The organism is Mycobacterium sp. ZZG (genome assembly GCF_054786995.1).
On the sequence record NZ_JBTBFV010000006.1, the window covers coordinates 113,275 to 140,064 of the forward strand.

The 26,790-nt window shown below is 67.1% G+C and carries 25 protein-coding genes and 2 pseudogenes; 24 read left to right on the top strand and 3 right to left on the bottom strand.

Annotated elements, in window-relative coordinates; genetic code table 11:
• Nucleotides 1–57 precede the first annotated feature (57 nt).
• The 10 genes and pseudogenes from ACXMYJ_RS06185 (at nucleotide 58) to ACXMYJ_RS06230 (ending at nucleotide 12,992) form a co-directional block, all read left to right on the top strand.
• On the top strand, nucleotides 58–897 hold the full coding sequence (locus tag ACXMYJ_RS06185) for a GntR family transcriptional regulator (protein WP_460354736.1): 840 nt from the start codon (nucleotides 58–60) through the stop codon (nucleotides 895–897).
• Entirely contained in the window at nucleotides 846–2,423 is a 1,578-nt protein-coding gene (locus ACXMYJ_RS06190; RefSeq protein WP_460354804.1) for an AMP-binding protein, read from the top strand. Before ACXMYJ_RS06185 ends, ACXMYJ_RS06190 begins: the two co-directional genes overlap by 52 nt.
• On the top strand, nucleotides 2,414–3,199 hold the full coding sequence (locus ACXMYJ_RS06195; protein WP_460354739.1) for an SDR family NAD(P)-dependent oxidoreductase: 786 nt from the start codon (nucleotides 2,414–2,416) through the stop codon (nucleotides 3,197–3,199). Before ACXMYJ_RS06190 ends, ACXMYJ_RS06195 begins: the two co-directional genes overlap by 10 nt.
• Complete coding sequence (locus ACXMYJ_RS06200; protein ID WP_460354741.1) at nucleotides 3,196–4,677, top strand: acyl-CoA synthetase; 1,482 nt, start codon at nucleotides 3,196–3,198, stop codon at nucleotides 4,675–4,677. The genes ACXMYJ_RS06195 and ACXMYJ_RS06200 overlap by 4 nt, the downstream gene beginning before the upstream one ends.
• A 138-nt stretch (nucleotides 4,678–4,815) precedes the next feature.
• Complete coding sequence (locus ACXMYJ_RS06205) at nucleotides 4,816–6,777, top strand: peroxidase family protein (RefSeq protein ID WP_460354743.1); 1,962 nt, start codon at nucleotides 4,816–4,818, stop codon at nucleotides 6,775–6,777.
• Between the two features lie 143 nt (nucleotides 6,778–6,920).
• A complete protein-coding gene (locus ACXMYJ_RS06210) occupies nucleotides 6,921–8,609 on the top strand; it encodes a putative bifunctional diguanylate cyclase/phosphodiesterase (RefSeq protein WP_460354745.1) in 1,689 nt (562 codons plus the stop codon).
• Between the two features lie 176 nt (nucleotides 8,610–8,785).
• Nucleotides 8,786–9,804, top strand: a pseudogene (locus tag ACXMYJ_RS06215) (LLM class flavin-dependent oxidoreductase).
• The gene (locus ACXMYJ_RS06220) at nucleotides 9,801–10,970 is read left to right on the top strand and encodes a sulfotransferase family protein (RefSeq protein WP_460354748.1); all 1,170 of its coding nucleotides are present in this window, start codon (nucleotides 9,801–9,803) and stop codon (nucleotides 10,968–10,970) included. Before ACXMYJ_RS06215 ends, ACXMYJ_RS06220 begins: the two are co-directional and overlap by 4 nt.
• A gap of 10 nt (nucleotides 10,971–10,980) precedes the next feature.
• Nucleotides 10,981–11,784, top strand: a complete 804-nt coding sequence (locus ACXMYJ_RS06225) for a sugar phosphate isomerase/epimerase family protein (protein WP_460354751.1) — start codon at nucleotides 10,981–10,983, stop codon at nucleotides 11,782–11,784.
• Nucleotides 11,784–12,992 (top strand): DUF1214 domain-containing protein, encoded by a 1,209-nt coding sequence (locus ACXMYJ_RS06230; RefSeq protein WP_443186835.1) that lies wholly within the window; start codon nucleotides 11,784–11,786, stop codon nucleotides 12,990–12,992. The genes ACXMYJ_RS06225 and ACXMYJ_RS06230 overlap by 1 nt, the downstream gene beginning before the upstream one ends.
• Nucleotides 12,993–13,001: 9 nt before the next feature.
• Here the strand turns inward: ACXMYJ_RS06230 and ACXMYJ_RS06235 are convergent, their stop codons facing one another.
• The 3 genes and pseudogenes from ACXMYJ_RS06235 to ACXMYJ_RS06245 all read right to left on the bottom strand — a co-directional run.
• Complete coding sequence (locus tag ACXMYJ_RS06235; protein ID WP_443186834.1) at nucleotides 13,002–13,409, bottom strand: DUF2628 domain-containing protein; 408 nt, start codon at nucleotides 13,407–13,409, stop codon at nucleotides 13,002–13,004.
• Between the two features lie 61 nt (nucleotides 13,410–13,470).
• Nucleotides 13,471–14,544: an NAD(P)H-dependent amine dehydrogenase family protein gene (locus ACXMYJ_RS06240; RefSeq protein WP_460354755.1), complete on the bottom strand. Its 1,074-nt coding sequence runs from the start codon at nucleotides 14,542–14,544 to the stop codon at nucleotides 13,471–13,473.
• Between the two features lie 15 nt (nucleotides 14,545–14,559).
• A pseudogene (locus ACXMYJ_RS06245) lies at nucleotides 14,560–14,781 on the bottom strand (SDR family NAD(P)-dependent oxidoreductase); the annotation flags it as partial.
• 195 nt (nucleotides 14,782–14,976) lie between these two features.
• Between ACXMYJ_RS06245 and ACXMYJ_RS06250 the strand changes: the two are divergent.
• The 14 genes from ACXMYJ_RS06250 (at nucleotide 14,977) to ACXMYJ_RS06315 (ending at nucleotide 26,790) form a co-directional block, all read left to right on the top strand.
• The gene (locus ACXMYJ_RS06250; RefSeq protein ID WP_460354757.1) at nucleotides 14,977–15,708 is read left to right on the top strand and encodes a hypothetical protein; all 732 of its coding nucleotides are present in this window, start codon (nucleotides 14,977–14,979) and stop codon (nucleotides 15,706–15,708) included.
• A gap of 3 nt (nucleotides 15,709–15,711) precedes the next feature.
• Nucleotides 15,712–16,314, top strand: coding sequence for a TetR/AcrR family transcriptional regulator (locus ACXMYJ_RS06255; protein WP_460354759.1), 603 nt, complete (start codon nucleotides 15,712–15,714; stop codon nucleotides 16,312–16,314).
• A 146-nt stretch (nucleotides 16,315–16,460) separates the two neighbouring features.
• Nucleotides 16,461–17,993, top strand: coding sequence for a nitric oxide reductase activation protein NorD (locus tag ACXMYJ_RS06260; RefSeq protein WP_460354761.1), 1,533 nt, complete (start codon nucleotides 16,461–16,463; stop codon nucleotides 17,991–17,993).
• Nucleotides 17,990–18,793: a CbbQ/NirQ/NorQ/GpvN family protein gene (locus ACXMYJ_RS06265; RefSeq protein ID WP_260755241.1), complete on the top strand. Its 804-nt coding sequence runs from the start codon at nucleotides 17,990–17,992 to the stop codon at nucleotides 18,791–18,793. Before ACXMYJ_RS06260 ends, ACXMYJ_RS06265 begins: the two co-directional genes overlap by 4 nt.
• A gap of 15 nt (nucleotides 18,794–18,808) precedes the next feature.
• Complete coding sequence (locus ACXMYJ_RS06270) at nucleotides 18,809–18,940, top strand: hypothetical protein (protein WP_260755242.1); 132 nt, start codon at nucleotides 18,809–18,811, stop codon at nucleotides 18,938–18,940.
• Entirely contained in the window at nucleotides 18,937–19,665 is a 729-nt protein-coding gene (locus tag ACXMYJ_RS06275; RefSeq protein WP_396884645.1) for a hypothetical protein, read from the top strand. Before ACXMYJ_RS06270 ends, ACXMYJ_RS06275 begins: the two co-directional genes overlap by 4 nt.
• A 23-nt stretch (nucleotides 19,666–19,688) precedes the next feature.
• The gene (locus tag ACXMYJ_RS06280; RefSeq protein WP_396885572.1) at nucleotides 19,689–20,093 is read left to right on the top strand and encodes a hypothetical protein; all 405 of its coding nucleotides are present in this window, start codon (nucleotides 19,689–19,691) and stop codon (nucleotides 20,091–20,093) included.
• Nucleotides 20,090–21,307, top strand: a complete 1,218-nt coding sequence (locus tag ACXMYJ_RS06285) for a cytochrome P450 (protein WP_260755244.1) — start codon at nucleotides 20,090–20,092, stop codon at nucleotides 21,305–21,307. The genes ACXMYJ_RS06280 and ACXMYJ_RS06285 overlap by 4 nt, the downstream gene beginning before the upstream one ends.
• Nucleotides 21,304–22,362 carry an NAD(P)H-dependent amine dehydrogenase family protein gene (locus ACXMYJ_RS06290; RefSeq protein WP_460354766.1) on the top strand — a complete coding sequence of 353 codons (1,059 nt, stop codon included), beginning with the start codon at nucleotides 21,304–21,306 and terminating at the stop codon, nucleotides 22,360–22,362. The genes ACXMYJ_RS06285 and ACXMYJ_RS06290 overlap by 4 nt, the downstream gene beginning before the upstream one ends.
• A gap of 10 nt (nucleotides 22,363–22,372) precedes the next feature.
• The gene (locus ACXMYJ_RS06295) at nucleotides 22,373–23,428 is read left to right on the top strand and encodes an NAD(P)H-dependent amine dehydrogenase family protein (protein ID WP_460354769.1); all 1,056 of its coding nucleotides are present in this window, start codon (nucleotides 22,373–22,375) and stop codon (nucleotides 23,426–23,428) included.
• Entirely contained in the window at nucleotides 23,428–23,844 is a 417-nt protein-coding gene (locus tag ACXMYJ_RS06300; RefSeq protein WP_260755246.1) for a hypothetical protein, read from the top strand. The genes ACXMYJ_RS06295 and ACXMYJ_RS06300 overlap by 1 nt, the downstream gene beginning before the upstream one ends.
• Nucleotides 23,841–25,007: a cytochrome P450 gene (locus ACXMYJ_RS06305; RefSeq protein ID WP_260755247.1), complete on the top strand. Its 1,167-nt coding sequence runs from the start codon at nucleotides 23,841–23,843 to the stop codon at nucleotides 25,005–25,007. Before ACXMYJ_RS06300 ends, ACXMYJ_RS06305 begins: the two co-directional genes overlap by 4 nt.
• Nucleotides 25,004–26,224 carry a cytochrome P450 gene (locus tag ACXMYJ_RS06310; protein WP_260755248.1) on the top strand — a complete coding sequence of 407 codons (1,221 nt, stop codon included), beginning with the start codon at nucleotides 25,004–25,006 and terminating at the stop codon, nucleotides 26,222–26,224. Before ACXMYJ_RS06305 ends, ACXMYJ_RS06310 begins: the two co-directional genes overlap by 4 nt.
• Nucleotides 26,221–26,790, top strand: coding sequence for an ERG2 family protein (locus ACXMYJ_RS06315; protein ID WP_260755249.1), 570 nt, complete (start codon nucleotides 26,221–26,223; stop codon nucleotides 26,788–26,790). The genes ACXMYJ_RS06310 and ACXMYJ_RS06315 overlap by 4 nt, the downstream gene beginning before the upstream one ends.

Below are 26,790 nucleotides of genomic sequence, written 5' to 3' on the forward strand. Positions count from 1 at the left end.
ACGAGCGCTTGCGCGAGGAGCCGATATGACCGACGAGCGGTTGCGCGAGGAGCCGAAATGACCGCCACCGCCGGTGATCACCGCTACCTGCAGGTGGCGCGCACACTGCGCAAGGAAATCGTCGACGGCGTCTTCCCGGTGGGTTCGCAACTGCCCACCGAACACGAACTGTGCGAGCGCTTCGCCGTCAGCCGCTACACCATCCGTGAGGCGCTGCGCCGGCTGCGGGACGACAATCTCGTCGAATCACGGCCCCGCGCCGGCACTCTGGTGGTCCCCCGCCCCAGCACGAACTCGTACGCCCAGGATGTGGTGTCGATCGACGACCTGCTGGCCTTCGCCCAGGGCGCGCGCTTCGCCATCGAGACCAACGCGATGGTCACCGTCGACGACGCGCTGGCCTCCCGGACCGGGCTGGCGCCGGGGTCGCAGTGGCTGGCGGTCACCGGGTATCGCCGCGCCGACGACCAGACCGCGCCGATCTGCCGGACCGAGTACTTCATCAACCGCAGTTTCGCCGCGGTGGGCAGGCTGCTGCACCGCCATACCGGGCCGATCTTCCCGCTCCTTGAGGACCTGTTCGGTGTCAGCATCGTCGAGGTGCACCAAGAGATCTCGGCAGTGGTGCTCGACATCGACCTCGCCGCCCGGTTGCAGACCGAGCCCGGTACTGCCGCGCTGCAGATGCAGCGCAGCTACACCACCTCCGACGGCGAGATCGCTCAGGTCACCGTGAACACGCATCCGTCGTCGAGGTTCCGGCACGCGATGACGATGCGCCGCGTGCGGGACGCACGATCAGACCTGAGTCGGGACGCACAATCAGACCTGAGTCGGGACGCACAATCAGACCTGAGTCGGGACGCACGATCAGACCTGAGTCGGGACGCACGGTGAGTGGCACCCTGGCCGACGCGCTGCGCGCCGCCGCTTGCGACACCCCGGGCCGGATCTTGGTGCGGGACGGCACGGCGTCGCTGACGTGCGCCGAGTTGTCGGAGAAGGCAACGGCATTGGCGCACGCCCTGCACCGTCGTATGCCGGTGGGCAGCGTGGTCTCGTTCTCGGTGCCTAACTGGCATGAGGCCGCGATCATCTACCTCGGAGCCACACTGGCCGGCATGGTCGTCAATCCGATCCTGCCGTCGCTGCGCGACCGGGAGCTGTCGTTCATCCTCGCCGACTCCGACAGCCGCGCGATCTTCATCCCGCAGTCCTTCGGGGGACATGACTACGCCGCGATGCTCGATCGTGTGGTCGCCGGCCTGCCGTCACCGCCGGAGGTCGTGCTCGTCCGCGGGGAGGCGGGAGGGCTGTCAATCACCGACCTGTTGGCAGAGCCGACCGAGCCGGCCATGGGAGGACAGCCGGCACTGCCGGAGCCGGACCCGACCGCCACCCGGATGATCATGTACACCTCCGGCACCACCGGCCGCCCGAAAGGTGTACTGCACAGCGACGAGTCGATCGCGGCACTGATCTCACAGCTGGGCAGCTACTGGCGCATCGCACCGGGCGACACGTTCCTGGTGCCGTCGCCGATCGCCCACATCGGCGGCTCGATCTACGCGTTCGAGTGCCCTCTGCTGCTCGGTACGCAGGCGGTGCTGATGCAACGATGGGATCCCGATGCCGCGGTGGCGCTCATGCTCGAACACCGGTGCACCCACATGGCCGGCGCGACGCCGTTCCTGCACGGTTTGTTGGCCGCCGCCGAGCGCGCCGACACCAGGCTTCCGGATCTGAAGGTGTTCATCTGCGGCGGGGCGTCGGTGCCGCCGTCGCTGATCCGCCGCGCAGCCGCCTATTTCGCCGACGCCGCGGTGAGCCGGGTGTACGGGTCCACCGAAGTGCCGGTGACTACGGTGGGATCGCTCGACGACCTCGACCGGGCCGCCGATACCGACGGCCGCCCGGGCATCGCCAGCATCAGGCTGGTCGACGGTGAGATCCGGGCGCGCGGCCCGCAGATGCTGACCGGATATCTGCACGCCGAGGACACCCGCGACTGCTTCGACGACGACGGCTATTTCCGCACCGGCGATCTGGGCCACCTCACCGACGACGGTCATCTGGTGGTCACCGGCAGGGCCAAGGACATCATCATCCGCAACGGCGAGAACATCTCGCCCAAGGAGGTCGAGGACATCCTCGTCACCCATCCCCGCATCGCGGAGATCGCGGTCGTCGGTGTCCCCGACGCGCGGACCGGAGAGCGAGCCTGTGCGGTGATCGTCGCCGCCGGGCCGACGGGGCCGGACGTCACAGACTTGTACGAGTTCCTCATCGCCCGGGGTGTCGCGAAGTTCAAGGTGCCCGAGGAGGTGGTGCTCGTCGACGCGCTACCGAAGAACGATGCGGGCAAGGTGCTCAAGCACATGATCAGAGCCGACCTGGCGAAGGAGTCATCGACATGCAGGTAGCGATCGTCACCGGCGCCAGCAGCGGTATCGGGTTCAGTTGCGCGACGACCCTTGCCGAGCACGGGATGGCGGTGCTGGGCACCGGACGCGACCGGGGACGGCTCGCCGAGCTGGAGAAGGCCGCCCCGGAACCGGGCCGGATCGCGACGCTGGCGGTCGACCTGACCGAGGACGACGCGCCGCAGCGTATCGTGTCCGCGGCGCTGGAGCGTTGGGGCCGAATCGATTTCCTGGTCAACAACGCTGGGATCGGCAGTCCGAAGCCGCTGCACGAGACCGACGACGAAACCTTGGACCGGTTTCTCGGCATCATGCTGCGGGCCCCGTTCCGGCTGGCCCGCGACGTGATCGGGCACATGCAACCTGGCTCGGCGATCATCAACGTGACGTCGACGTTCGCCGTGGTGGGCGGCCTGCGCGGCGGTGCGTACTCGGCCGCCAAGGGCGGTTTGACGGCACTGACCACTCATATCGCCTGCCAGTACGGCGCACAGGGAATCCGGTGCAACGCCGTTGCGCCCGGCGTCACGTTGACGCCGATGGTGGCGACCAGGCTGGAGGACGAGCGCTTCCGCAAGATCAACACCGAGATGACCCCTCATCAGCGCCTCGGCCGGGTCGAGGACGTCGCCGCCACCGTGGCGTTCCTGTGCTCGGAGGGCGGCAGCTTCATCAACGGGCAGACGATCGTGGTCGACGGCGGCTGGAGTTCGACCAAGTACCTGTCCGACTTCGCACTCAACGCCCGGTGGGTTCCGGACGGTTCTCCGTCATGAACCTGTTCGCCCTGCTCGACCAGACCGCGGCACGTCACGGCGACCGCGGCGCGGTGTACCACGGTGAGCGCCAAATCGAAACCTGGGCGTCGCTGCGGGACAGAGCCTTACGGCTCGCCAACTCGTTGCGGGCTCTCGGTCCCGGCGCCCGCGTCGCGGTGGCCGGCGAGAACCACCCGCGCATGATCGAGTTGATGTTCGCGATCTGGGCGGCAGAATGCGTGCTCGTACCGCTCAACTACAAGCTCCACCCCCGCGAGATGGAGCAGATTCTCACCGACTCCGGGGCGACCCTGGCCTTCGTGTCGGCCAAGATCGGCGCCCAACTCGCACCGGTGACATCTACCCGGTTGGAGACGATCGACTCGCCCGAATACGAGAGCCGTTGCATCGGTGAGACGCTGGCACCGCCTCGGCACACCGATCCGGCCCATTTGGCGTGGTTGTTCTACACCAGCGGCACCACGGGGCGCTCCAAGGGCGCAATGCTGTCGCACCGGAATCTGATGGCGATGACCGTGTCACATCTGGCGGACTTCGACTCCCCCGACCAGAACTGCAGCCTGATCCACGGCGCCCCGATGTCGCACGGTTCGGGTCTGTATGTGCCGCCGTACGTTTCTCGGGGGGCACGCCAGGTGGTGCCCGCCTCGGGTGCGTTCGACCCCGACGAATTCCTCGACCTGTGCGAGCAGCATCCAGGCGCCAGCGCGTTCCTGGCGCCGACCATGGTGGCCCGGCTGGTGCAGACCGGCCGTGCGCGCCCGGCGAACCTGAAAACCCTCGTCTACGGCGGCGGGCCCATGTACGTCGACAGCCTGAAGAAGGCGATGGCGGCGTTCGGCCCCGTCTTCGTGCAGCTGTACGGACAGGGCGAGGCGCCGATGACGATCACCGGACTGCGCCGGCGCGACCACCTCGCCGGTGACGGATGGGCCCCCGACGCCGTGCTCGGCTCGGTCGGGTACGCGCGCTCAGGGGTCGACGTCGCGGTGCTGGGACCGGACGGCGAGCGCGCCGACGCCGGTGAGATCGGTGAGATCGTGTGCCGCGGAGACGTGGTGATGTCGGGCTACTGGAGGAACCCCGAGGCCACCGCGTCGACTCTTCAGGACGGTTGGCTGCGCACCGGGGACATGGGTTCGTTCGACGAGCACGGTTTCCTCACGTTGCGGGACCGGTCCAAGGACGTCGTGATCAGCGGTGGCAGCAACATCTATCCGCGCGAGGTCGAAGAGGTCTTGCTGAAACACCCCGCCGTCGTCGAGGCCGGCGTGGTGGGCGCCCCGGACGAGGAGTGGGGCGAGGTGGTGGTCGCATTCGTCGTCGGCGACGTCTCGGCGGCCGAATTGGATGGCCACCTGCTCGAGCGCATCGCGCGGTTCAAACGGCCGAAGCGCTACGAATTCGTCGACGAGCTGCCGAAGAACAGTTACGGCAAGGTGCTCAAGCGCGAGCTGCGGGCCCGCCTGGGCTGAGCCCGCGCCGGCTACGTGAGCTAACGCGGGGCGTCACGCCGAGATCGCGTAGCGGACTACGCTCGCCGCCACCGGCCGGGGGCGTGAATGTGGGGCTCGACGTATCGCCCACCTGGAGGAGTCCGCACAATGCCCAGAATGTCGCACGGCAAGGTCGTCACCGACGCCGACACCGACACCGACCAGGCCGACGCCGCCCACTCCCTGCTGCCCGGCGCCGAACCGGACCTCGGCAATTTCGACTATCTGTTCTCGGACCTGCAGTCGGATCCGAGCGCGCTGCTCCCGGACACCGCCACGATCATCGCGGACCTGCGGAGCCTGGGTAAGACGATGGTCGACGACAGCGGCAACGACGTGGCCAACTCCTCGATTCCCGCCGCGTACACCTACTTCGGGCAGTTCGTCGACCACGACATCACCTTGGAGGTCGCCGACGGCGCGGCGGCCGGCGACGACCGCTTCGGCGACATCCTCGACGACGATATGCGGCCGCTCACCGCGGCGCAGGCGCGCACGCTGATCAGGAACCGACGCACCGCGACACTGGATCTCGACAGCGTCTACGGGACCGGCACACAACCGATTCCCCACCACCCGACCGACCCCGACAGACTTCTGCTCGGCCGGGTCAGTGAGGTCCAGGACGACACGCGCATCCCGTTCCGCCGTCCACCCGGCAAGAGTGACGACAACGACGTGCCGCGGGAGGGACGCAGCGCCGACGCCGAGCACGACCGCGCCGCGCTCATCGGAGACCCCCGCAACGACGAGAACACGATCATCTCGCAGTTGCAGGTCGCGTTCCTCAAGGCGCACAACCGGCTCGTCCACGAAGGGCACGACTTTCACCAGGCCCGGCGGATCCTGCGCCAGCACTACCAGCACATCGTCGTCCACGACTTCCTTCCCAGGATCGCCGATACCGCGGTCGTCGACGACATCGTCACCAATGGCAACCGCTGGTATGACGCGCTGTCCGAACCGTTCTTCCTGCCCCTCGAATTCAGCGTTGCGGCATACCGATTCGGCCACACCATGGTTCGCGCCGACTACGATTTCAATCTGAATTTCAACCTCACCCCGGGTGAGGGCCGGATACCGGCCGGCCTGGATCTGCTGTTCACATTCACCGCGCTGTCCGGCCAACTCGGGGATTTCGACACGCTGCCGGAGCACTGGATCATCGAGTGGCAGAACATCATCGGTGACCCGGGCACGGGCGGTAAGGCCCGCCTGTTCGACACCCGTTTGTCGGCGCTCAACCGCGCGCTGTTCCGGCTGCGGCAGGTTGACGGTGCGCCCGAGGTCGATCTGGCCGCCATGCTGTCGGTGCGCAATCTGCTCCGCGGCTACCGGATGCGCATGCCCACCGGGCAGGCGGTGGCGGAGCTGCTCGGGGTGCGCAAGCTCACGCCGGCCGAACTCCGCGACCACGCCGCCGGCCGGGCACAGCGCGATGTGCTCACTGCCGGCGGCTTCCTGGAGCGCACACCGCTGTGGTACTACGTGCTGGCCGAGGCACAGATCTGTGCCGGAGGCGAACGCCTCGGGCCCGTCGGCAGCACGATCGTCGCCGAGGTCATCATCGGCCTGGTGCGCCGCAGCGAGGACTCGATCCTGCGCGTTCCCGGATGGCAGGCCTCGCTGCCGTCGGCTCAGCCCGCCAGGTTCGAGCTCGCCGATCTGCTGCGCTTCGCCGGTGTGCTGGACACCCCGCCACCGGCGCACATCTATGTCGTCGCGCCCGGGGACACCTTGTTCGACATCGCCGAGCAGCACCTGGGCGACGGCGCCCGCTGGCCGGAGATCTTCGCCGCCAACCGCACCGTCGTCCGCAGGTTCGATCAGATCTTCCCGGGGATGCGCCTGATCCTTCCGAGCGGGCCGCCTCCCGTTCCCCAGCTGCGCTTCATCATCGTCAAACCCGGCGACACGCTGTCCGGACTCGCCAAGACGCATCTCGGCGACGCGGAACGGTGGCCAGACATCTTCAGCATGAACGGCGCCGTGATCACCAACCCGAACGTGATCGTCGCCGGCCAGGTGCTTCAACTGCCGGTCACTGACGTCCACCACGTCGCCACGCCTGCGGATTGACGTTTGCGTCAATCCGGGTTCGCGCCGGAAGCCCGGGGAGAAGGGGTTTGCCGGGCTAGGATGTCGGCGTGGGGTGGGTGCGGGCCGGTCGGGCCGCCGTAAGTCGCGCGCGAATGTGGCCGGGCGTCGCGACACCAACTCTGATGGCCCGCACGGCGGGCGCGTGCTTCCTGGTGGGCGGCCTGCTCGTCGCGCTCGTCACGACCGTGGCGCCGGACCACTTCCGCAGCACCGAGGTGCAGTTTCGCAACGCCGCCGTCGCTGTGTTCGTCGGGATCTGCGTCCTGCTGATCGGGCGGCGCCTGAGCGTGCGACAGTTCCATCTGCTCGTGCTGACCGCGATCGCACTGATCACCGTGTCCGTCACCGGCTCGACGGGCCCCGTCGCGGTGTCGTTCGCAACCCTGTACGTGTTCGTCGCCTGTGCGGCCTTCTTCGTCGCCTGGCCCACCGCCGTGGTGTACCTCGCGGTGGCGATCGCCTGCTGTCTGACCGCACTGGCCATCGCTCCGACGGTGCCCTGGTGGACGGGGGTGGTCACCTCCGTCACCGCCGCTGCGATCGGAACCCTGATCGCGATCCTCGGGCGCATCGTGTCGAAGGCCGAACTGGACGAGGTCACCGGTCTGCCCAATCGCCGCGGGTTCGACCGGGCTGTGAACGCCGAGATCAACCGCGCCCTCGTCACCGGGCACGGACCTGCGATCGTCCTGATGTCCGTCGACGCGCACACCGCGCTGCACGAAGAGTTCGGCGACCGCGCCGGTGACGCGCTGATCCACCAGCTCATCGACTCGTGGCGCGGCATGCTGGGCCGCGGCCAGATCTTCGCCCGGCGCGGGGACAACGAGTTCGCGTTGCTGCTTCCGGCCATGACCGAGCAGGACGCGTTCGAGCTGACCGAGCTGCTGCGCACTGGATGCTCGCGCGAATTCTCGGCGGGCGTCAGCGCTTGGGAGCACGGGGAATCAGCCTCCCCGGTCATCGAACGTGCCGACGCGGCGCTGCGCCGGGCGCGTTCGATCGGGCGTAACCGCACGATGCTCGAATCCGCGAGGCTGCCCCCGCTCGCCCTGCAACTCAACGACGCACTGGCCGCACAGACCATCGACGTCCACTACCAACCCGTCGTCCGGCTGATCGACGACGACACCGTCGTGGGTGTCGAGGCGTTGTTGCGGTGGTCGCCGGCGCTCGGATCCGAACTGCACGCCGGCGAGGTCGTCCGGGTGGCCGAGGACAACGGCCTAATCGGCGTCCTCGACCTGTATGTGCTTCGCCGCGCGTGTCTGGACGCACGCTGGATGCAGCAGCGGTCCGGTCTGCGACTGGCGCTGAGCGTGAACGTATCCGGCCTCGAGCTGGTCGAGCCGGGGTACGTGGCACGGGTCGCCGAGACGCTCGCCGAGACGGGCTGGCCCGCCGAGCAGCTGGTGCTGGAGGTCACCGAGAGTGTGCTCGATGTCGACCGGCCGTCGTCGATCAACGCGCTGCGTGAGCTCAGGCGGCACGGGATCCGGATCGCCATCGACGATTTCGGCACCGGCTACTCGTCGCTGAGCAGGCTGCAGAAACTGCCCACCGACCTGCTCAAGCTCGACGCGTCCTTCATCGCGTCGATCACGTCGGCACCCTCTCCGCCGCCGCTGCTCCAGGCTGTCGCCAGCCTCGCCTATGCGCTCGATCTGCCGATCGTCGCCGAGGGCGTGGAGACCCGGCATCAGGCCGACCTGCTTCGGACCATGGGATGCCCGTTGGCGCAGGGCTATTACTTCGGGCGGCCACAGGCGCGGGAAGATCTGGTCGCCGCTATCGCACGCGCGGCGCGCTGACGGGTCAAATCGCGCAATCACCGCCCCACCGCACCCCCGCACCCTATGCTGAGCGAGTGCCCAGCAGTGCAACGGTGCAGCCGGCGGCGTTCCTGCGCACCACGCTGCCTCTGGACATGTCGGTGCTGGACCGGCTCGACAGCGGCCGCTACCACTCGATCTGGCTGCCCGACCACATGGTCAGCTTCTGGCCCGATTCCATCTGGACACCCGAGTTCACCGATCTCGCGACCACATCGCCCTCCCCGCACCGTCACCTCGACGGGATGGCGGTCGCGGCGGCTGCCGCGGTGCTGACCGAGCGCACCCCGCTGGCCACCTCGGTCGTCGACACCGTCCGCCGCCACCCGGCCTCGCTCGCCCAGTCGGCGCTGACCATCGACCACCTCTCCGGCGGACGGTTCATCCTCGGCCTGGGCAGCGGCGAGGCCGAGAACATCGTGCCGTACGGGTTCGATTTCGCCCGGCCGGTGAGCCGGTTCGAAGAGGCGCTGCACGTCATCCGATTGCTGTGGGAGTCCGACGGCCCGTCGATTTCACCGGACGGTACTTTCGCTTGCGCGGTGCGCGGTTGGACACCGAAACGTACGACGGGCGCTTCCCCCAGATCTGGATCGGCGCAAGCGGTCCCCGGATGCTCGACATCGTCGGCCGGTACGCCGACGGCTGGTGGCCCGCCGGCGCTTGGACCCCCGATCACTACGCGGGCATGCTGGCCGAGGTGCGCAGCGCAGCCGAGCGGGCCGGGCGCGACCCGATGGCCGTCACCCCGTGCTACATCCAGGTGTGCCTGATCGCCGATGACGACGCCATGCTGGCCGAGATTCTGGAAGCGCCGCTGGTGAGAGCATTTCTGCTGCAGGTGCCGGCCCAGACCCTGCGCGCGTTCGGGTATGCGCATCCGATGGGTGACGACTGGCACGGCTTTCACGACATCGATCCCGCCACCATGACCCGCGAACGCATCGTCGACTTCCTCGGCCGGGTGGAACCCGAGGCGATTCTGGCCGTGGTCCCGCATGGCACCCCGCAGCAGGTCGCCCGGCGAGTGAAGGAGTTCGTCGACGCCGGACTGCGTGTGCCCAAGATCATGGACTACGGCGCGATGGGCGGATTACGTTATGCCGCAACATCTGCCGACAGGGTCAGGGCCGCCGAGGACGAACTGCTGCGACTCTGCGGAGTGACAGCGTGATCGCCACACTCGACGCGGCCCGGCTGCTGCGGCAGGCCGAGACCGCCACCGGTCTGCACGACTACGGCGATCCGACGCTGCCGCAAAGGTTCGCAGCAGCCGTCGACCTGCTCAACGGGGTCGGCATGGACGCCGACGGGACCGCCCGGGCTGCCGAGGTGTGCCACTGGCTGCTGACCACCCGGCTGGAGTTCTTCGCCGACCGGACGCAATACCCGATCGACGCGGAGATCATCGACCGGCCGATGTTCGTGACCGGCGAACCGCGTTCGGGCACCACGCTGATGCACGCGCTGCTCTCAGTCGACCCGCACGCCCGCGCCCTGCGGTTCTGGGAGGTGATGTATCCCTCACCGCCACCGGGACTCGCCGTAGCCGACGATCCGCGGCCTGCCCGCGCCGACGCCGACTGGCGCGAGATCAACGCCACGATGCCGAAGTGGCTGCACAGCCATCCGTACAACGACATGCTCGGCGCGGGACTGCCCGAGGACGAACGCACCTGGGCATTCGACTTCCGGGTGATGACGCCGACCGCGTGGTGGCGGGTGCCGATGCAGACGGTGGTCGGCGGACTGCCCACCGACGCGGCGGCGCAGTACCGCATCCACAAAGCGATGCTGCAGCAGTGCCAGTACCTCCGGCCACCGAAATACTGGGTGTGCAAGGGTTTTCATGGGTTCCGACTCACCGAGTTCTTCGCCGCCTACCCTGACGCGTCGCTGCTGTGGCTACACCGTGACCCCGTCCAGGTCGCGGCGTCGCGCACGATGATGATGGCCGACATCCTCGAAGGCATCGTCGGACCGGTCGACCTGAAGGCGGCGGCCGCATTGCATCTGGAGCTCACCCGGGCCAGCATCGCCAATACCATGAGCCATCCGCTCGTCGACGACCCTCGCATCCAGCACGTGCGTTACACCGACTTCGTCGCCGACCAGGTCGGCACCGTCGCCCGCTATTACGCGTTCTGCGGTCGCGAGCTGACCGCCGACGCCGAGACCGCGATGCGCGACTATCTGGCCCACAACCCGGGCGACCGCCACGGCAAGTTCCGCTACTCCACCTCGGTGTTGACCGACATCGACGAGGACCTCGAGGCGCTGCACGAGGAGTTCCGGCCGTACCGGGAGCGGTTCGGCGCCGAGATCGAACGACGGGACTGAGGATTCGACCGTGCACGAACGCGTCTCGGTTCACAGCGTCACATTCCACGGCGCACCGCTGTCCGAACTTCATGAGTGCTGGCAGCGTCTGGACCTGAAAACGTTGAGCCTCACCGACACTCAACTGCTGGACCCGGAGCTGCCCACCCTTACGGCCAGGCACGGTTACCGCACCCATGCCGTCTATCACCTGTTCGGCGAAGGCCGGATCCCGGTCGCACCGGCCGACGTCCGCGGCGCCCGTGACGCGCTCGACCGTGTCGTGGACGCTGCGGCCGCAGTCGACGCCCGCATGATCTACCTCCTCACCGGCGGCCGTGGACCGTTGAACTGGCGCGATGCCGCCGAAGCGTTCTGCGCGGCCGTGGCCCCGTCCCGGGCGCGGGCCCGCGAGGCGGGCGTCAAGGTGGCGATCGAGAACGCGTCGAGCCTGTACGCCGACATCCACATCGCCCACTCGTTGCGCGACACCAGCACGCTCGCCCAGATGGGCGACCTCGGTATCTGCCTCGACGTCTTCCACTGCTGGGCCGAAGCCGATCTGCCCACCCTCGTGCAGCGCGCCCTACCCCGCGTGTGCCTGATACAGCTGAGCGACTACGTGCTGGGCGATCGGGCGCTGCCCGCGCGCGCGGTACCGGGCGACGGCGCGATCCCCCTCCAACCACTGATCTCTCAGGTGATCGGCGCCGGCTACTCCCACGGTTTCGACCTCGAGCTGATCGGTCCGCGCATCGACCGGGAAGGCCGCGAGGCCGCCGCCCGCCGGGCCTGCACGGTGGTTTCGGACATGCTCACCCGGGCCGGGGCCTGATGGCGTTCGGTGACGGACCCGACGACGCGGCGCTGCGCGCGGCGTGGACATCGTTCTGCGACCGGCTGCGCAGCGCCGGCGATCAGGTGTTCAAGGATTACAACGCCGCAACCAGCGTCCAGCGCGCCGACGCGATGCGCGCGTTGACCCAGAACCTGGGTCAGGCTTTTGACCTAGCGCTGGAGACCGCCGATCCGCGGTACCCGGTCGTGCACGCGTTCAGCACTCCGCTGCGCAAGCTCGGCGGTGACTGCGCTGACTTCGCCTATCACCAGGCGTGGATCGGCGGCTCCCACGTCTACCGGCTCAGCGGGAACCGCGGCACGGCACCGTTTTTCAACATCACCGTCCAGGGAGCTCGCCCGGCCGGACCCGGCGTACTGCACGAACCGTTCGGAGACGTTCCCGAGACGAACCTGTCCGGTGATCAGCTGACCACCACGCCCGACGGTGATTTCGTGCTCTACGTGGGCGGACCGCGCCGGGGCCCGAACTGGCTGCCCACCACCGGCGACTCCCGGAAGCTGTTCATCCGTCAAGGTTTCGACGGGTGGGACGAACGCCCGGCCGAACTGCACATCGAACGGGTCGGCATGCGGTCCCCGCGGCCGGTGCCGACGGTCGCCGAGCTGGTACCCGCGATCGAATGGGCGGCTGACTTCCTCAGCGGGGTGATGTCCGACTGGCCGGAGTTCCCGTTCACCCACGGCGGGGTGGACGCCGACCGGCCGAACCGGTTTCCCGGCCTGCAGACCTCCGAGGGCGACGCCCGACGCGGCCGCGCGGCGGCGAACATGTACTGGGAGCTCGGCGCCGACGACGCGTTGATCATCGAGTTCGACGCGCACGAGGGCCTGTGGAATCTGACCAACATGGGCGTGTTCTTCACCAGCATGGACTACCTGTACCGCCCCGTGAGCTACACCCCGAGCCGTGCCGCGGTGGACGGCGACGGCCGGTTCCGCATCGTGATGGCCCATGACGATCCCGGTGTCCACAACTGGCTGGACACACAGGGATTCGAGCGGGGGAACCTTACCTACCGGCACATGCTGGCCGGGGCACCGGCGGTGCTGGAAACCCGGCTGGTCGGACGATCGGAGCTGGCCGGCGCGCTTCCCGCGGACACCGCCAGGACCACCCCGTCCCAGCGGGCCCGTCAGCTGCACGAACGCTTCGACGGTATCCGGCGCCGACACCGGCTGTGACGCGGCGCCTCAGCGGCGTCCGACACTGCCCTCCCACGGATTCCACGACCGGCTGTGCTCGACCACATGGAGGAAATAGGCGTAATTGGCGGCGATCATCGCCAGCACCGGCACGATCAGCGCGAGCACCCACTCGACCACGCCCCCCGGCCTGACGACGACGATCACCGCCGCCGGCGCCACCGCCAGCAGCAACAGCGTCAACCCCTTGCGCCACATGCCTTTGACGAAGAAGTAGATCGGTCCGAACAGCAACGCGAACGGATTGGTCGCGATGCGGGCCTTGTCCCACAGGCTCAGCGCGCGGTAGGCCTGCTTACCCTCGGGGCTGGATCCCACCGGACCGTAGGTCTCGAAATAGGCAAAGCGGATCCGCCACGTCTCCGAGAGACGCCAGACGTCGTACCCGCCCACCATCCAACCAGCCTAAAGTCCGGCCGGAGTCCTTACATGCAGAAATTCTCCCGACGGTCCGCGGTCACCACATCAGGCCACGGATCATCTCCGTGGGCGGGATGTCCTCGACCGCGACGAGGCCGGCCGGAGCGCGGCACACCCAGTCGATCGCGTTGACCGCCCGGGCCGCCGTCGACACGCAGCCGGCATCGGTGACGTCGAGCACCGGGTGGGACAGGTGGGTGCTCACCTCGACGCGTGGCTCGCCCTCGACGATGACCTTGTGCACCCCGCTCAGCCCCTCCGGCGGATATTCCCAGTCGGGTGCGGCCGCCGGTGTCAACCGGGTGGTGTGCTCGACGGTGATCAGCGGCACGCCGACCCGAACCCCTTCGGCGGCGAACCGTACGCCCGCGAGCTGCCCCGGCTCGACCGTCATCATCGTGCACTCGATCCGCTCCGGGGTGTACCAGGGCTCGTACCGCTGACGCACCTCGTCCAATTCGACGCCGAGGTGGCCGGCGAGGCTGCGCACCAGCCCGCCGAACATCGAGGTGATGACCCCGGGCTGGAACGCCATCGGCAGCTCGTCATCGGGCGTGGTGCCGAAACCCATGGCGGTGCCGGTGTATTCGTAGTCGTCGTAGTTGCCGTAGTCGAAGATCTCCTGCACCGTCACCGATTCGGCGCGGGTGACCAGGCTCAGCGCGGCATGCACCGCGGTGTCTCCGGAGTAGCCGGGGTCGATGCCGTTGACATACAGCGACGAGTTGCCGGCCGCGCAGGCCTGCTCCAGCGGATCCCGTAGCCAGGGATCGGCCTGATGCGGCGTCACCAACCACACCATCGAGGTGCCGACCACATTGATCCCGGCGGCGAGGAAGCGCGACATCTGCTCGATCGCCTCCATCGGGCGCGTCTCCCCCAGTGCGGTGTAGACCACGCAGTCCGGTGACAGCGCGATCAGCGCGTCGAGGTCGTCAGTCGCGACCACACCCGTGGGCTCCGTCATTCCGCACAGCTCCGCGGCGTCGCGGCCGATCTTGGCCGGGCCGGCGGCGTGCACGCCGACCAGTTCCAGATCCGGACGTCCGATCACCGCCCGTAGTGAGTGTCTCCCGACATTGCCCGTGGAGAACTGAACCACTCTGCGCACTCGACACCGCTTTACTCAATAGTCGGGGATGGGCAGCGGCGAATTGTTCGAGTCGATGCCGCCGTCCACGTGGAAGATTGCGTTGGTGGCATAGCAGTCGCGCGTGGACAGATACACGCACAACCTCCCGAGGTCCTCGACGTCGCCCAGGCGATGCAAGGGCGTCGCCTCTTTCATCTTCTCCAGCGACCCGGGTAACAAGTCAAGGCTTCCCTGTAAACCGTCTGTCGCGAACGATCATGGGTTCCTCCTCGTCGAGGTGAGCCCATCTAACGGCACTGTCTGACCCAAGTCAACAAAGAAGCGTGCAGCAGTTCCGCGAGCAGACACAAACTCGCATGTTATCCGCCATAATTACGCGATTTTGTGTCTGCTCGGCCGCCAGTAAGATGCCTATTGACTCAATCTTGACGCTGACTATAGTCAGCAAGCATGAACCTGCCGACGCTGAACCTGGGCCGTCGTCGCAGTAGCGATCCCCCGCGGCGGGCATCGGCGAGCGGGCTCGACGAGCACATGGCGGAATCCCAGCGCGCGCAGCGCCAGGCCGACAAGTGGCTCATTTCCGGCAGCCTGCTGATCGGCACCGCGGCACTGGGCATCTTCGGCCTCCCCTTGTTTTTGCGTGGGGTGTGGCTACTGCGCAAGGCGCAGCGCAACGGATTGTCGGTGCGCCCCATGCTGGTCACTCTCATCGGCTACCTGGTCATCATCGATGCCGCGATCAACACCGTCGGCTGGGCGCTCGACCTGGTCGCCAACCACACGATCCTTGCCCGAATCCTGTTGAACGGCTGGGGCGCGATGTTCGACGCCGGCTACTTCTGGCACTACAACGAACTCTGGCTCGGCGGGGCCGCAGGCCCGGGTGAGAAGGCGATGGAAGTGGGCATGATCCTCACCGTCTTCACCATGCGCATCGCCGCGGCCATCGGATTTCTACAGATGAAACGCTGGGGGCACCAGTGGATGATCATCACCTGCTGGATGGGCATTGTGATCTGGTGTCTCTACGTGTTCAACATGACGATGTACGCCGACGTGCGGTTCGCCGGTGTCGTCCTTCCCGTCGTCGGCTGGTGGCTCTACGACATCTTCTACATCACACCGTTCTTGGCGATCCCGTATCTGCATTCGGTCAACCGCGAGATCTTCTCGGACTGACTGATGACGCCACAGGTCCGGCAGTCAGCGCGCGAATTGCGCCGATTACAGACGCGGGAACGGATACTCGGCGCCGCGATCGCCGAGTTCCAAGCGTCGGGCATGGCGGGCGCCGACGTCGGCGCCATCGTCTCGGCGGCGGGTGTCGCCCACGGCACCTTCTTCTTCCACTTCCCGAGCAAAGAGCACGTGCTGCTCGAGTTGGAACGGCGCGAAGAATCGCGCATGGCAGCGGAACTCACTCGCTACCTGAACCAGGCACATGACCTGGCCGCGGCACTGACGAAAGTGGTCCAGCTGATCTCCGCACTGGAGCAACGCTTCGGCCCGCTGCTGTTCAAAGAACTACTGGCGCTGCACTTCTCGCCGACGCGGCCGAGCAACGACGAATGGTCGGACCATCCCGTCATCGTCTCCTTGGTCGGCGAGATCGAGCGGGCCCGGGGCGACGGAGAAGTCCATCCCGAAGTGGACGCGTTCTACAGTGCCGCGTTCTTCCTACTCGGCATCTACGGAGTGCTGACCAGCGTTACCCGCAGCGACATCCGCGACGCGATGCTGGCCAATCTGATCACCACTGCACTACGAGGACTGGAGACCCGATGACCATCGAAAAGCCCTTACTGCTAGGAGAACTCACATGACAGGCTGGATCTGGGAAATCCTGCGATACGTCGCAGCCTGGGGCGGCACCGGGCTGATCATCTGGTTCTGGTACTGGATGTTCTCCAACATCGGCACCTTCTGAGTTGATGACCGAACTCTCCGATGCACACGCCATGGCGGTCGAGCGCAGTTGCGCGCTCACCGCGGTCGCGTTGAGCGGGCAGCGTCGGACCGGCGCCCACCTCGTCAGCGGAGCCCACCGTGGCTTCGGACTGAGCTCGATGCTCGATGTCGTGCACGTGCCGTATCCGGTGTGGCAGCGGGACTGGACCCGCCGCACCGTGACATGCGGCATCGCTCTGCAATGTTCACCGTCCAAGGACCGGATCATCGACTACAGGCTTCATGAACTGTCCGCGCGTGAGCTGGCCGCGCTGCATCTCGTGGAAGCCGAAGTGGCGCTGGGTTGGATCGCCGCGAACTGGCCGGGACTGCTCGCCGAGTTTCGGCGCGTCCTCCCCGACCTTGCCGCCCTCGACTCTGACATGGACGGCGGGGAGATGCTCAACCGCGCGGTCGCATTGTCCCGTACCCACCAACCCCTCACTGTGGACCCGCTGGTCGGACATCTGCCGCGGGCGTACACGCTGCCGCAGGGACTGTCCGACAAGCTGCGGCGCTCGTTCGGGCGGCTGCCGTGGACCACCAACCAGAAGCGGGTACCGCAACCGCACTCCGTGACCGCTGGGGGCGACGGCGGCGTCCGTAACCCCAATCTGCCTCCGCCGAGCCGGCCGCAGGACAACGACCTCGACGTCACCCCGGAGCACCGCCCGGGCATCCCGTATCCGGAATGGAACGCATGGACTGAGAGCTTCCTGCCTGACCACGTCGCCGTCCTCGAGCGCACCCACCAAGGCCGTGCCGGGGAACCGGGAGCCATCGCGGTCGACGTCCGTAAGTGGTTCGAGAAGAACACGCACCGCGCGATGAAGAACCGCCTCGAGGATGGCTCCGACCTCGACGTCGACCAGTACGTGGGCCACTACATCGACGTGACCACCGGAGAAGCGGTGGAGCCACGGATCTTCCGCGAATTGCTGCCCGCCAGCCGCGACGTCACCACAGCTCTACTGCTGGACGGCAGTTCCTCTCTCGGCGTGCACGGCGGCACCGTGTTCAAGCTGGAGCTCGCCTGTGCCGACGCACTGTCGCGGGCGATGACGACCGCACAGGAACGCCACGGCATCTTCGTCTTCACCGGCAACACCCGGCACCGCGTCGAGGTGACCTGTCTCAAGGACTTCGCCGACCGAAGATTCGTCCCGCCGGGAAGCCTCGGACTGGGCACCAGCGGGTACACCCGCCTCGGTGCTCCCCTGCGCCACCTCACGAGCAGGCTGCTCGCCCAGCCGTCGGAACGGCGCCTGGTCATCGTGATCGGCGACGGGCTGATCTCGGACGAGGGCTACGAGGGGCGCTATGCCTGGGCCGACGCCGCCCACGCCGTCGAGGAGGCGCGCGATGCCGGCGTCTCGATGTACTACGTCGGCATCGGCCCGGTCCGGGTTGACCCACTGCCGGAAGTGTTCGGCCCCAAGCGTTCTCAACGAATCCGCCGGGTCGAGGACCTTCCTCGCGTCCTCGCCAACGTTCACAGGGAGCTGGTATCCGCATGACCGACCAGACGTATCTCACCAACGGCAATGAGGTGCAGCTCTTCGAGCAGGCCTACCGGCAGCGGCTGCCGGTGATGCTGACCGGGCCCACCGGATGCGGAAAGACCCGCCTGGTCGAGCACCTGGGTCTGCTGCTGGGCCGTCCCGTGGTAACCATCAGCTGCCACGACGATCTGACGAGCTCGGACCTGGTCGGCCGGTTCACCGTCACCGGCGGGGACGTGGTGTGGACCGACGGGCCGCTGACCCGGGCGGTCAAGGCCGGGGCCATCTGCTATCTCGACGAGGTCGTCGAAGCGCGGCACGACTCATTGGCCGTGCTGCATTCGCTGACCGATCACCGGCGCACCCTCTACCTCGACCGGGCGGGCGAAGTGGTGCAGGCGCCGGATGAGTTCATGCTGGTCTGCTCCTACAACCCGGCCTACCGCAGCTCCCTCAAGGAACTCAAACCGTCGTTCCGGCAACGGTTCGTCACGCTGCCGATGGGTTACCTGCCTCCCGAGCGGGAAGCCGAGGTGATCGTCGCCGAGGCAGGCATCGGTCTTGCGACCGCTCAGCGGCTGGTCCGGTGCGCCAACGCGATCCGCACGGCCGACGAAGCGTTTCACTTCGAACCGCCGTCGACCCGCGTGCTCGTCACCGCCGCACATCTGATCGCCGCCGGCGCCTCCGAGCTGGAAGCGGCCGAGGCGTGTGTGCTCGCCCCGCTGTCCAGTGACGGCGGCGTCTCCGAAGGCCTGCGGGAAGTGGCTGCGGCCAGCCTCGCCGCCGCCGACAGCCCGACCCCCAACCGTTAGAAAGGAATCGACGACATGGTCGACCAGAAGGAACGCAACCGCAAGAAGGCTCTCATCATCCTGCAGGTCGTCGTCTACGGATATCTGCTGGTGATGTTTCTGATCCAGCTCTACATGTCGTTCGCCCGGGGGTGGTGGGAGCTGTGAACATCCCGCTACTGAAGCAGAAGTCGGCGGCCATCAAGGCCAGCGTTCCGTCCGGTTCGGTCAATCTGGACGAGCACCACGACGAGTCCCGGCAGGCCCAGCGCCGCGCCGACAAGTGGATGATCGCCGGCGCCGCACTGATGGGGATGTGGGCGCCCGGCCTGATCGGCCTGCCCATCTTCATGCGCGGAGTGTGGTTGCAGCGGCAGGCATTACGGGCGGGCCTGTCGGTCCGTCCGATGATCGTCACGCTCATCGGCTATCTGGTGCTGATCGACGGGATGCTCAACAGCCTCGGCTGGGCGCTCGACCTGGTCGCCAACCACACCCTGATCAACCGCGTGCTGATGGTCGGTTGGGGCGCGATGTTCGATGCCGGCTACTTCTGGCACTACAACGAGGCGTGGATCGGCGGCGCCGCTGCACCCGGCGAGAAGTCGATGGTGTTCGGCATGATCCTCACCGTCTTCGCGATGCGCTGCGCCGCGGCGATCGGGTTCCTTCAGATGAAGCGGTGGGGCCATCAGTGGATGATCATCACCTGCTGGATGGGCGTACTCATCTGGTGCCTGTACGTGTTCAACATGACCATGTACGCCGACGTGCGGTACGCGGGCGTCGTGTTCCCGGTCATCGGCTGGTGGCTCTACGACATCTTCTACATCACACCGTTTCTCGCCATCCCCTACCTGCACACGGTCAACCGCGAGATCTTCTCGGACTAAGGAGTTCAACTGTGACGACTTCTGTGGACAACACCGAAGAGAAGAGCCAGGACCTACCGCCGGGTACCACCCCGTACTACGCGCGGATGCACAAGTGGATCAAGCGCGCCGTTTTGGTGTGCCTGGTCGCATTGGTCATCGAGGGCGCGTTCACACTGCCGTTCATGGCGGTCTACTACGGCTACCCGACGTTGAGCCTCACCGAGATCTGCAGCGAGCTGCTCAAGGTGCGCTACTCCGACGACACGCTGGAATGCCAGGTGCCCTATCCGGCTCTCGGCCCGCCCGAGGGTGCCGAAGGCAAGGACACCGCACAGGACGAATGGGGCATCCAGCCCGTCCCGAAGTACAACCGGATCGGGTTCCGCGAACTGGTACGAATTCATGACGAGCGCGAAGCGCGGCAGGCGGCGGAGGGATCGCCGTGACCCAGACACCGGAGCGCCACGCCGAGAACTGGGATCTGCGGCACTCGGATTTCAACGACAACGAATTCCTGTACGACGTGTACGCGGTGATGCGGGCTAAGTCACCGTTTGCGCGGACCGACAACCCATTTCTCAGCGCGACACCGGCGGGGGCGTGGGTCGCGGTGCGCTACGCCGAATGTGTGCAGATCCTGCAGGACTGGGAACACTTCTCCAGCAACCCCACCCCGGAAGGAGCCGAGCAGCTCGCCGGTGATCTGGTGATCACCCTCGATCCGCCGCGGCAGCAGAAGTTCCGCAAGGTCCTCAACCCGTACTTCTCCCCGGCACGCATGAAGGCCTTGCGGCCTCAGATCGCTGACGAAACCGACCGGCTCCTCGACGAGTTCATCGAAAGCGGGTCCGGCGACCTCGCCGCGGTGGCGTGGCGCCAGCCGGGGATCGTGTTCTTCAAATACCTGCTCGGCATGCCTGTCGATGACGTCCCGCTGTGTGTGGAACTGACCGACAGCGCACTCAACGGCGCCACCGAGGAGGCGCGGATGGAAGCCTGGGGCGGCCTCTACCAGCATCTGCACGACGCCGTGACGGCTCGCACGGCAGAGCCGCCCCGCGACGACATGATCGACGTGTTGCTCTCCGCCGAGATCGACGGTGAGAAGCTGGCGTTCGCCGACGTGGTGTCCAACGCAATGCTGCTGGTACAGGCCGGCCTCGAAACCACCGCCAGTGCAATGTCTTTCGCCTATCACTATCTGGCCACCAACCCCGCCGAGCGGGATCGCCTGATCGACGAGCCTGATCTGCTCGCCCGCGCGGTCGAGGAGTTCATCCGGTTCGCCGGCTCCATCCACGGCATCCCTCGCACCGTGGCCAAAGACGTCGAAATGAACGGCTGCCGGTTCTCCCCCGGCGAGTCGGTGATCGTCAACTACGCCGCCGCCAACCGCGACGAGCGGCAGTTCCCCGACGCCGACCGCTGCATCCTCGACCGCCGCGAGAACCGGCACCTCGGCTTCGGCGCCGGCGTCCACCGTTGCCTCGGGTCCAACCTGGCACGGCTGGAGTTCCAGGTCGGCCTCGAACGGGTGCTGGCCCGCATGCCCGACTTCACCCTCGCGGCAGGGCAGCAGGCCAAGTTTCACGGCAACTCCGTCACTCGCGGATTCCGCTCGGTACCCGTCACTTTCACTGCCGCAGACAGGTCGCGATGACATACCGCGTCGTGCAGTGGACCACCGGCAATGTCGGGACCAAGTCGGTGCACGCGGTGATCGCGAACACCGAGCTCGAGCTCGTCGGCTGCTACGCGTGGTCACCCGACAAGGTCGGCAGGGACGCCGGCGAACTCTGCGGGGTCGGCCCGATCGGGATCACCGCCACCGACGACGTCGACGCACTGCTCGCGCTTCGACCAGACTGCGTCGTCTACAACCCGATGTTCGCCGACACCGGCGACCTTGTCCGCATCCTCGAATCCGGCGCAAACGTCGTCACCACATCGGAGTTCATCACCGGCAGCCGCCTGGGTGCCGACCGCGACCGCATCATCGACGCCTGCCGCCGCGGCGGCTCCACAATCTTCGGCAGCGGCATCAATCCCGGCTTCATCCAGCTCTTCGCGGTCGTCACCGCCGGCATTTCGGACCGGGTCGACCGGATCAGCATCGTCGAATCGTTCGACACCACCATCTACAACTCGCCGCAGACCGAAATCCCCATGGGATTCGGCTATTCCATCGACGAACCCGACCTCGCGTCGATCACCGCAACGGGGTCCGGCGTCTTCGCCGAGGCCGTGCAAGTGGTCGCCGACGCACTCGGAGTGCAACTCGACGACATCCGCTGCGACGTGGACTACGCCGAGACCACCGAGGACCTCGATCTGCCCGGCGGATGGACCATCACCGCCGGCTGTGTCGCCGGAATCGACGTGCGGTGGAAGGGCATCGTTGACGGGCGCGAGGTTGTCGAGATCCGCGGCATCTGGACAAAAGGGCAATCGCTGCAGCCGCAGTGGCCCACCGCGTTCGGCTACACCGTCACCGTCGAGGGACGTCCCACCATCACCAGCACGCTGAGCTTCGCCCCACCCCCGGACTTCGCCGGAGAAACCCTCGACGACTTCGTCATGCTGGGGCTCACCATCACCGCGATGCCGGCGATCACCGCGATACCTGCCGTGGTTGCCGCCCCGGCAGGCATCGCCACCTACAACGACCTGCCCCTGCTGTTGCCCCGCGGTGTGCTGCACGCCGGTTCGCACTAGGAGAATGCCCATGACGGACAAGACCTATCGGGTGATCCAGTGGATGACCGGTGATGTCGGACAGGTCGGTGTCCGGCACTTCTGCGCCTCGCCCGTCTTCGACCTCGTGGGTGTGCTGGTGCATAGCAAGGACAAGGTGGGCAAGGACGCGGGTGAGCTCGCAGGGATCCTTCCGACCGGTGTCACCGCCACCGACGACGTCGACGCGATGGTCGCGCTGGACGCCGACTGCGTCTTCTACACGCCGATCATCATGGATGTCGAGACGGTGTGCCGGCTGCTGCGCTCCGGCAAGAACGTCGTGACGACGGCCGGATTCTTCCACCCGAGTGCGGATTTCCACGACGGCGGCGAGCAGATCCGCGCGGCGTGCAGCGACGGTGGCACCTCCTTTCACGGCGGCGGCATCCACCCCGGCTACGCCGGTGACATCCTTCCGCTCACCCTGTCGCGGGTGATGAGCAGGGTCGACACCATCCACGTTTACGAAGTGGTCGACGTGCTCAAGGACGCGCCGATGGACCACGTCGACTGGATGGGTTTCGGCAAGGACAAGGACGCGTTTCTCGCCGAGCCCACCATCCTGGGCCTCGGATTGCCGTTCTTCGCCCAGTCGATGCACATGATCGCCGACGGTCTCGGTGTGACGATCGACGAGGTGAGCGCCGCCGACATCGATGTCGCCACAGCCGCGGCCGACATCCCGCACGCGGACGGCGCCATCCCGAAGGACACCGTGGCCGGGCAACGCCACGAGTGGACCGCCTGGGTGGACGGTAAGCCGCTCATCGTCTTCCACGCGATCTACGTGACCGCAGGCCCCGACCTGCTGAACCCGGGCTGGGATTGGGGCGAGACCCGCTACGAGATCGTCATCGACGGCGACCCGCCGACCGAGCTGACGCTCAAGGGTGTCCGCCGGCCCGACGGCACCATGTCCCATCCCGGCTACGACTGGACGGCGATGGGAGCTATCAACGCCATTCCCGACGTGTGCGACGGTCCACCCGGCTGGCTCAACCACCTCGACCTCGGCCTGATCCGGCCACGCGGGCTGGTCCGCTGATGACGACCGAACCGAAGCTGCATCATGTCGTGTTCGCGGTCGCGCCGCAGCGGTGGCATGACACCGCACAGATGTTCACAGAACTCGGATTCCGGTTCAACGCCGCCGAACTCACCGAACTGGGCATTCGGGTCCAGCTGGACTGGGACCGTGGCGTCGAGCTGATCAGCCCGATCACCGGGTCCGATGCGGCAGTGGCGGCGTCGGTCAACGAGTTCCTCGACCGCCATGGAGACGGCGTCTACACCGTGGTGCTGCGCATCCCCGAAGCCGCCGCCGGCGAGGCGGTCATCGACCGCTACGGCGCGGTCACGCGATTCCGGCAGGAGTTCTCCGGTGACGGAACCTACCTCGACGAGGTCGACCTGTCGGTGCTCGGACTGCCCCTGACCTTGCTCGCGACCAACGTGCCATGACCGGGGCCGCCGATGCGCTGCCGCAGGTGCGCTACGGGGACCTGCCGATGTCGCGGGACCGCGGTGACGGCTGGGCCACGCTGCGCGACCAGGGCCCCGTGCTCTACGGCGACGGCTGGTACTACCTCACCCGCCGCCAGGACGTCCTTGCCGCGCTGCGTGACCCCGAGGTGTTCTCGTCGCGGATCGCCTACGACGACATGATCAGCCCGGTGCCGCTGGTGCCTCTCGGCTTCGACCCTCCCGAACACACCAGGTACCGGCGCGTCCTGCACCAGTTTTTCAGTCCGCAGACACTCGCCGTGCTGATGCCGTCGTTTCAGGCCCAGGTGATCGACATCATCGAGGGCCTGGCGCAGCGCGACGAGTGCGAGGTGATGGCCGACCTGGCAACCCCGTACCCGTCGCAGGTCTTCCTCACGCTGTTCGGGCTGCCGCTGGCCGACCGCGAACGTCTGATCGGGTGGAAAGACGCCATCATCGCGTTCAGTCTGACTACCGACCCGTCCAGCGTCGACCTGACCCCCGCGGTCCAGCTGTACACCTACCTCACCGAAGCGGTTGCTGGGCAACGGGAGAACCCCCGCGAGGGCATCCTGTCCCAGCTGCTCCATGGCGACGAACCCCTCACCGACAACGAGGCGGTCGGATTGTCCCTCGTGTTCGTCCTCGCCGGTCTGGACACCGTCACCTCCGCGATCGGCGCCACGATGCTGGAGTTGGCCCGCCGCCCCGCGCTGCGCACGGCGTTGCGGGAGGACCTCGACGGTATCGCGATGTTCGTCGAAGAGATGATCCGGCTGGAACCGGCCGCGCCCATCGTCGGGCGCGTGACGACCCGGCCGGTCACCGTCTCGGGTGTCACGTTGCCTGCCGGTGCCGAGGTGCGGCTGTGTCTGGGGGCGATCAACCGCGACGGCAGCGACGCCCACTCCGTCGACGACCTCGTTCTCGACGGCAAGCTACACAAACACTGGGGATTCGGCGGCGGACCGCACCGTTGTCTGGGTTCCCACCTGGCCAGAATGGAACTCAAGCTCGTGGTTGCCGAATGGCTTTCCCGGATTCCCGACTTCGAGCTCGCTGCCGGCTACGTCCCCGAGATCACCTGGCCGTCGGCGACGTGCACGCTGCCGGCGCTGCCGCTGAGGATCCTCCGGTGACCGCCGCGCCCAGCGTATTCGACGCCGGCCTGCCCACCCTCACCTACGAGCTCACCGACACCCCGCAGCAGATCTATCCGCAGTTGCGCGCCGCGCAGCAGACCGCGCCGATCGCGCTGGGCCCCATCGGACCCGAGGTGCTGTCCTATCCCCTGGCCCGAACTGTATTGGGCGACCCGAGGTTCAGGATCCCGCCGGGTATTCATCTCTCCGCGCACGGCCTCACCTCGGGCGAACTCTGGGACCGGGTCACCCGCAGCATCCTGTGCATGGAAGGCGATGAACACCGCCGCCTACGTAGCCTGGTGTCGCGGGCCTTCACCCCACGCGCGACAGCGCGGATGGACGAGACGATCCATCAGGTCATCAATCAGCTGATCGATTCGGTCAGCGCGGATGGCGGGTGCGAGTTCGTCGAGCAGATCGCCCGGCCCTATCCGATCCCGGTGATCTGCGCGCTGTTCGGAGCACCCCGGCAGGACTGGAAGCTGTTCTCCACCTGGGCCGAAGACATCTTCAAGATCGTCAGCTTCGACATCGACCTCGTCGATGAGGAACCCACGGTGCTTCGGGCGTGGGACGCGTTCGACGCCTACATCGACGACATGATCGCTCACCGGCGCCGACATCTGACGACCGATCTGCTGTCCGAGCTGATCCGCGCCGAGGACGGCGGGGACCGCCTCGACGCCGGCGAGGTCCGCATGCTGGCATTCAGCATCCTGATTGCCGGAACCGACACCACCAGAACACAATTGGCGGCCTCGATGCAGGCGCTCTGCGAGCATCCCGACCAGCTCGCGCTGCTCCGCGACCGACCCGAGCTGGCCATGCGCGCCGTCGAGGAGACCATGCGACACTCCCCGTCGATGTGCAGCACCGTCCGCACCGTGGGCGAGGATGTCACAATCGGTGAATACACCTTCCCTGCGGGAGCATTCATCGTGGCCAACACCTACGCCGCCAACCGGGATCCGGCGATCTACGACGACCCCACCCGCTTCGACATCACCCGCGACGACCCACCCCCGATTCTGACCTTCGGCGGTGGCGCCCACTACTGCCTCGGCGCCAACCTGGCCCGGCGGGAACTCTGCGAGGCGTTGAAGATCCTGGCGCGCCGACTGCCCAATCCCAAGGTGGCCGGACCGGCACCGTGGCGGCCGTTGCTGGGTATGAGCGGACCCACCAGCCTGCCTGTGGAGTTCGACCGGTGACGTACCGGATCGACCCCGACGTCCTGCATCAGGTGGCCAGAGAAGTCGTCGGCCTGCCGCTGCACACCGGTGAACTCACCGCCCGTGCAGTCGGGCTGCTCGCCGAGGCGTACCCCGGTCTGATCGACCCGACTCCGGGGCGCTGGGTGGGCAGCAAGGCCGGCGGGGTGCTGGGCAAGGTCCGGTTTCTGTATTTCAGCCCACGCGAGTACATCGTCATCTTCGGGTCACCGACTGGAACACAAGGCTTTTCGGGACGCTACAAACACGTCGACATCCACAAGTTCCTGCTGGCCGGGCAGATCGACTCCTATGATCTGGAGTCCGACGACCACGTCGCACTGCCACCGCTGATGCCGGGCGGACACACCTGTCTGCAACGCGGGCACGCGCGGGGATTGACGATCCACCCCGGCTCGTGGCACCTCGAATACGGGCGCGGCGCCGTCGCCACCACGCTTCCCTTCGCGATGGTGGACACGCTGCTGGTGTCGTTGGGGTTCGAATCGGTGCGCCGGTCGACGATCGAGTTCGGCAAGCTGGTTCGCCGGCGATTTCAGCGCTGA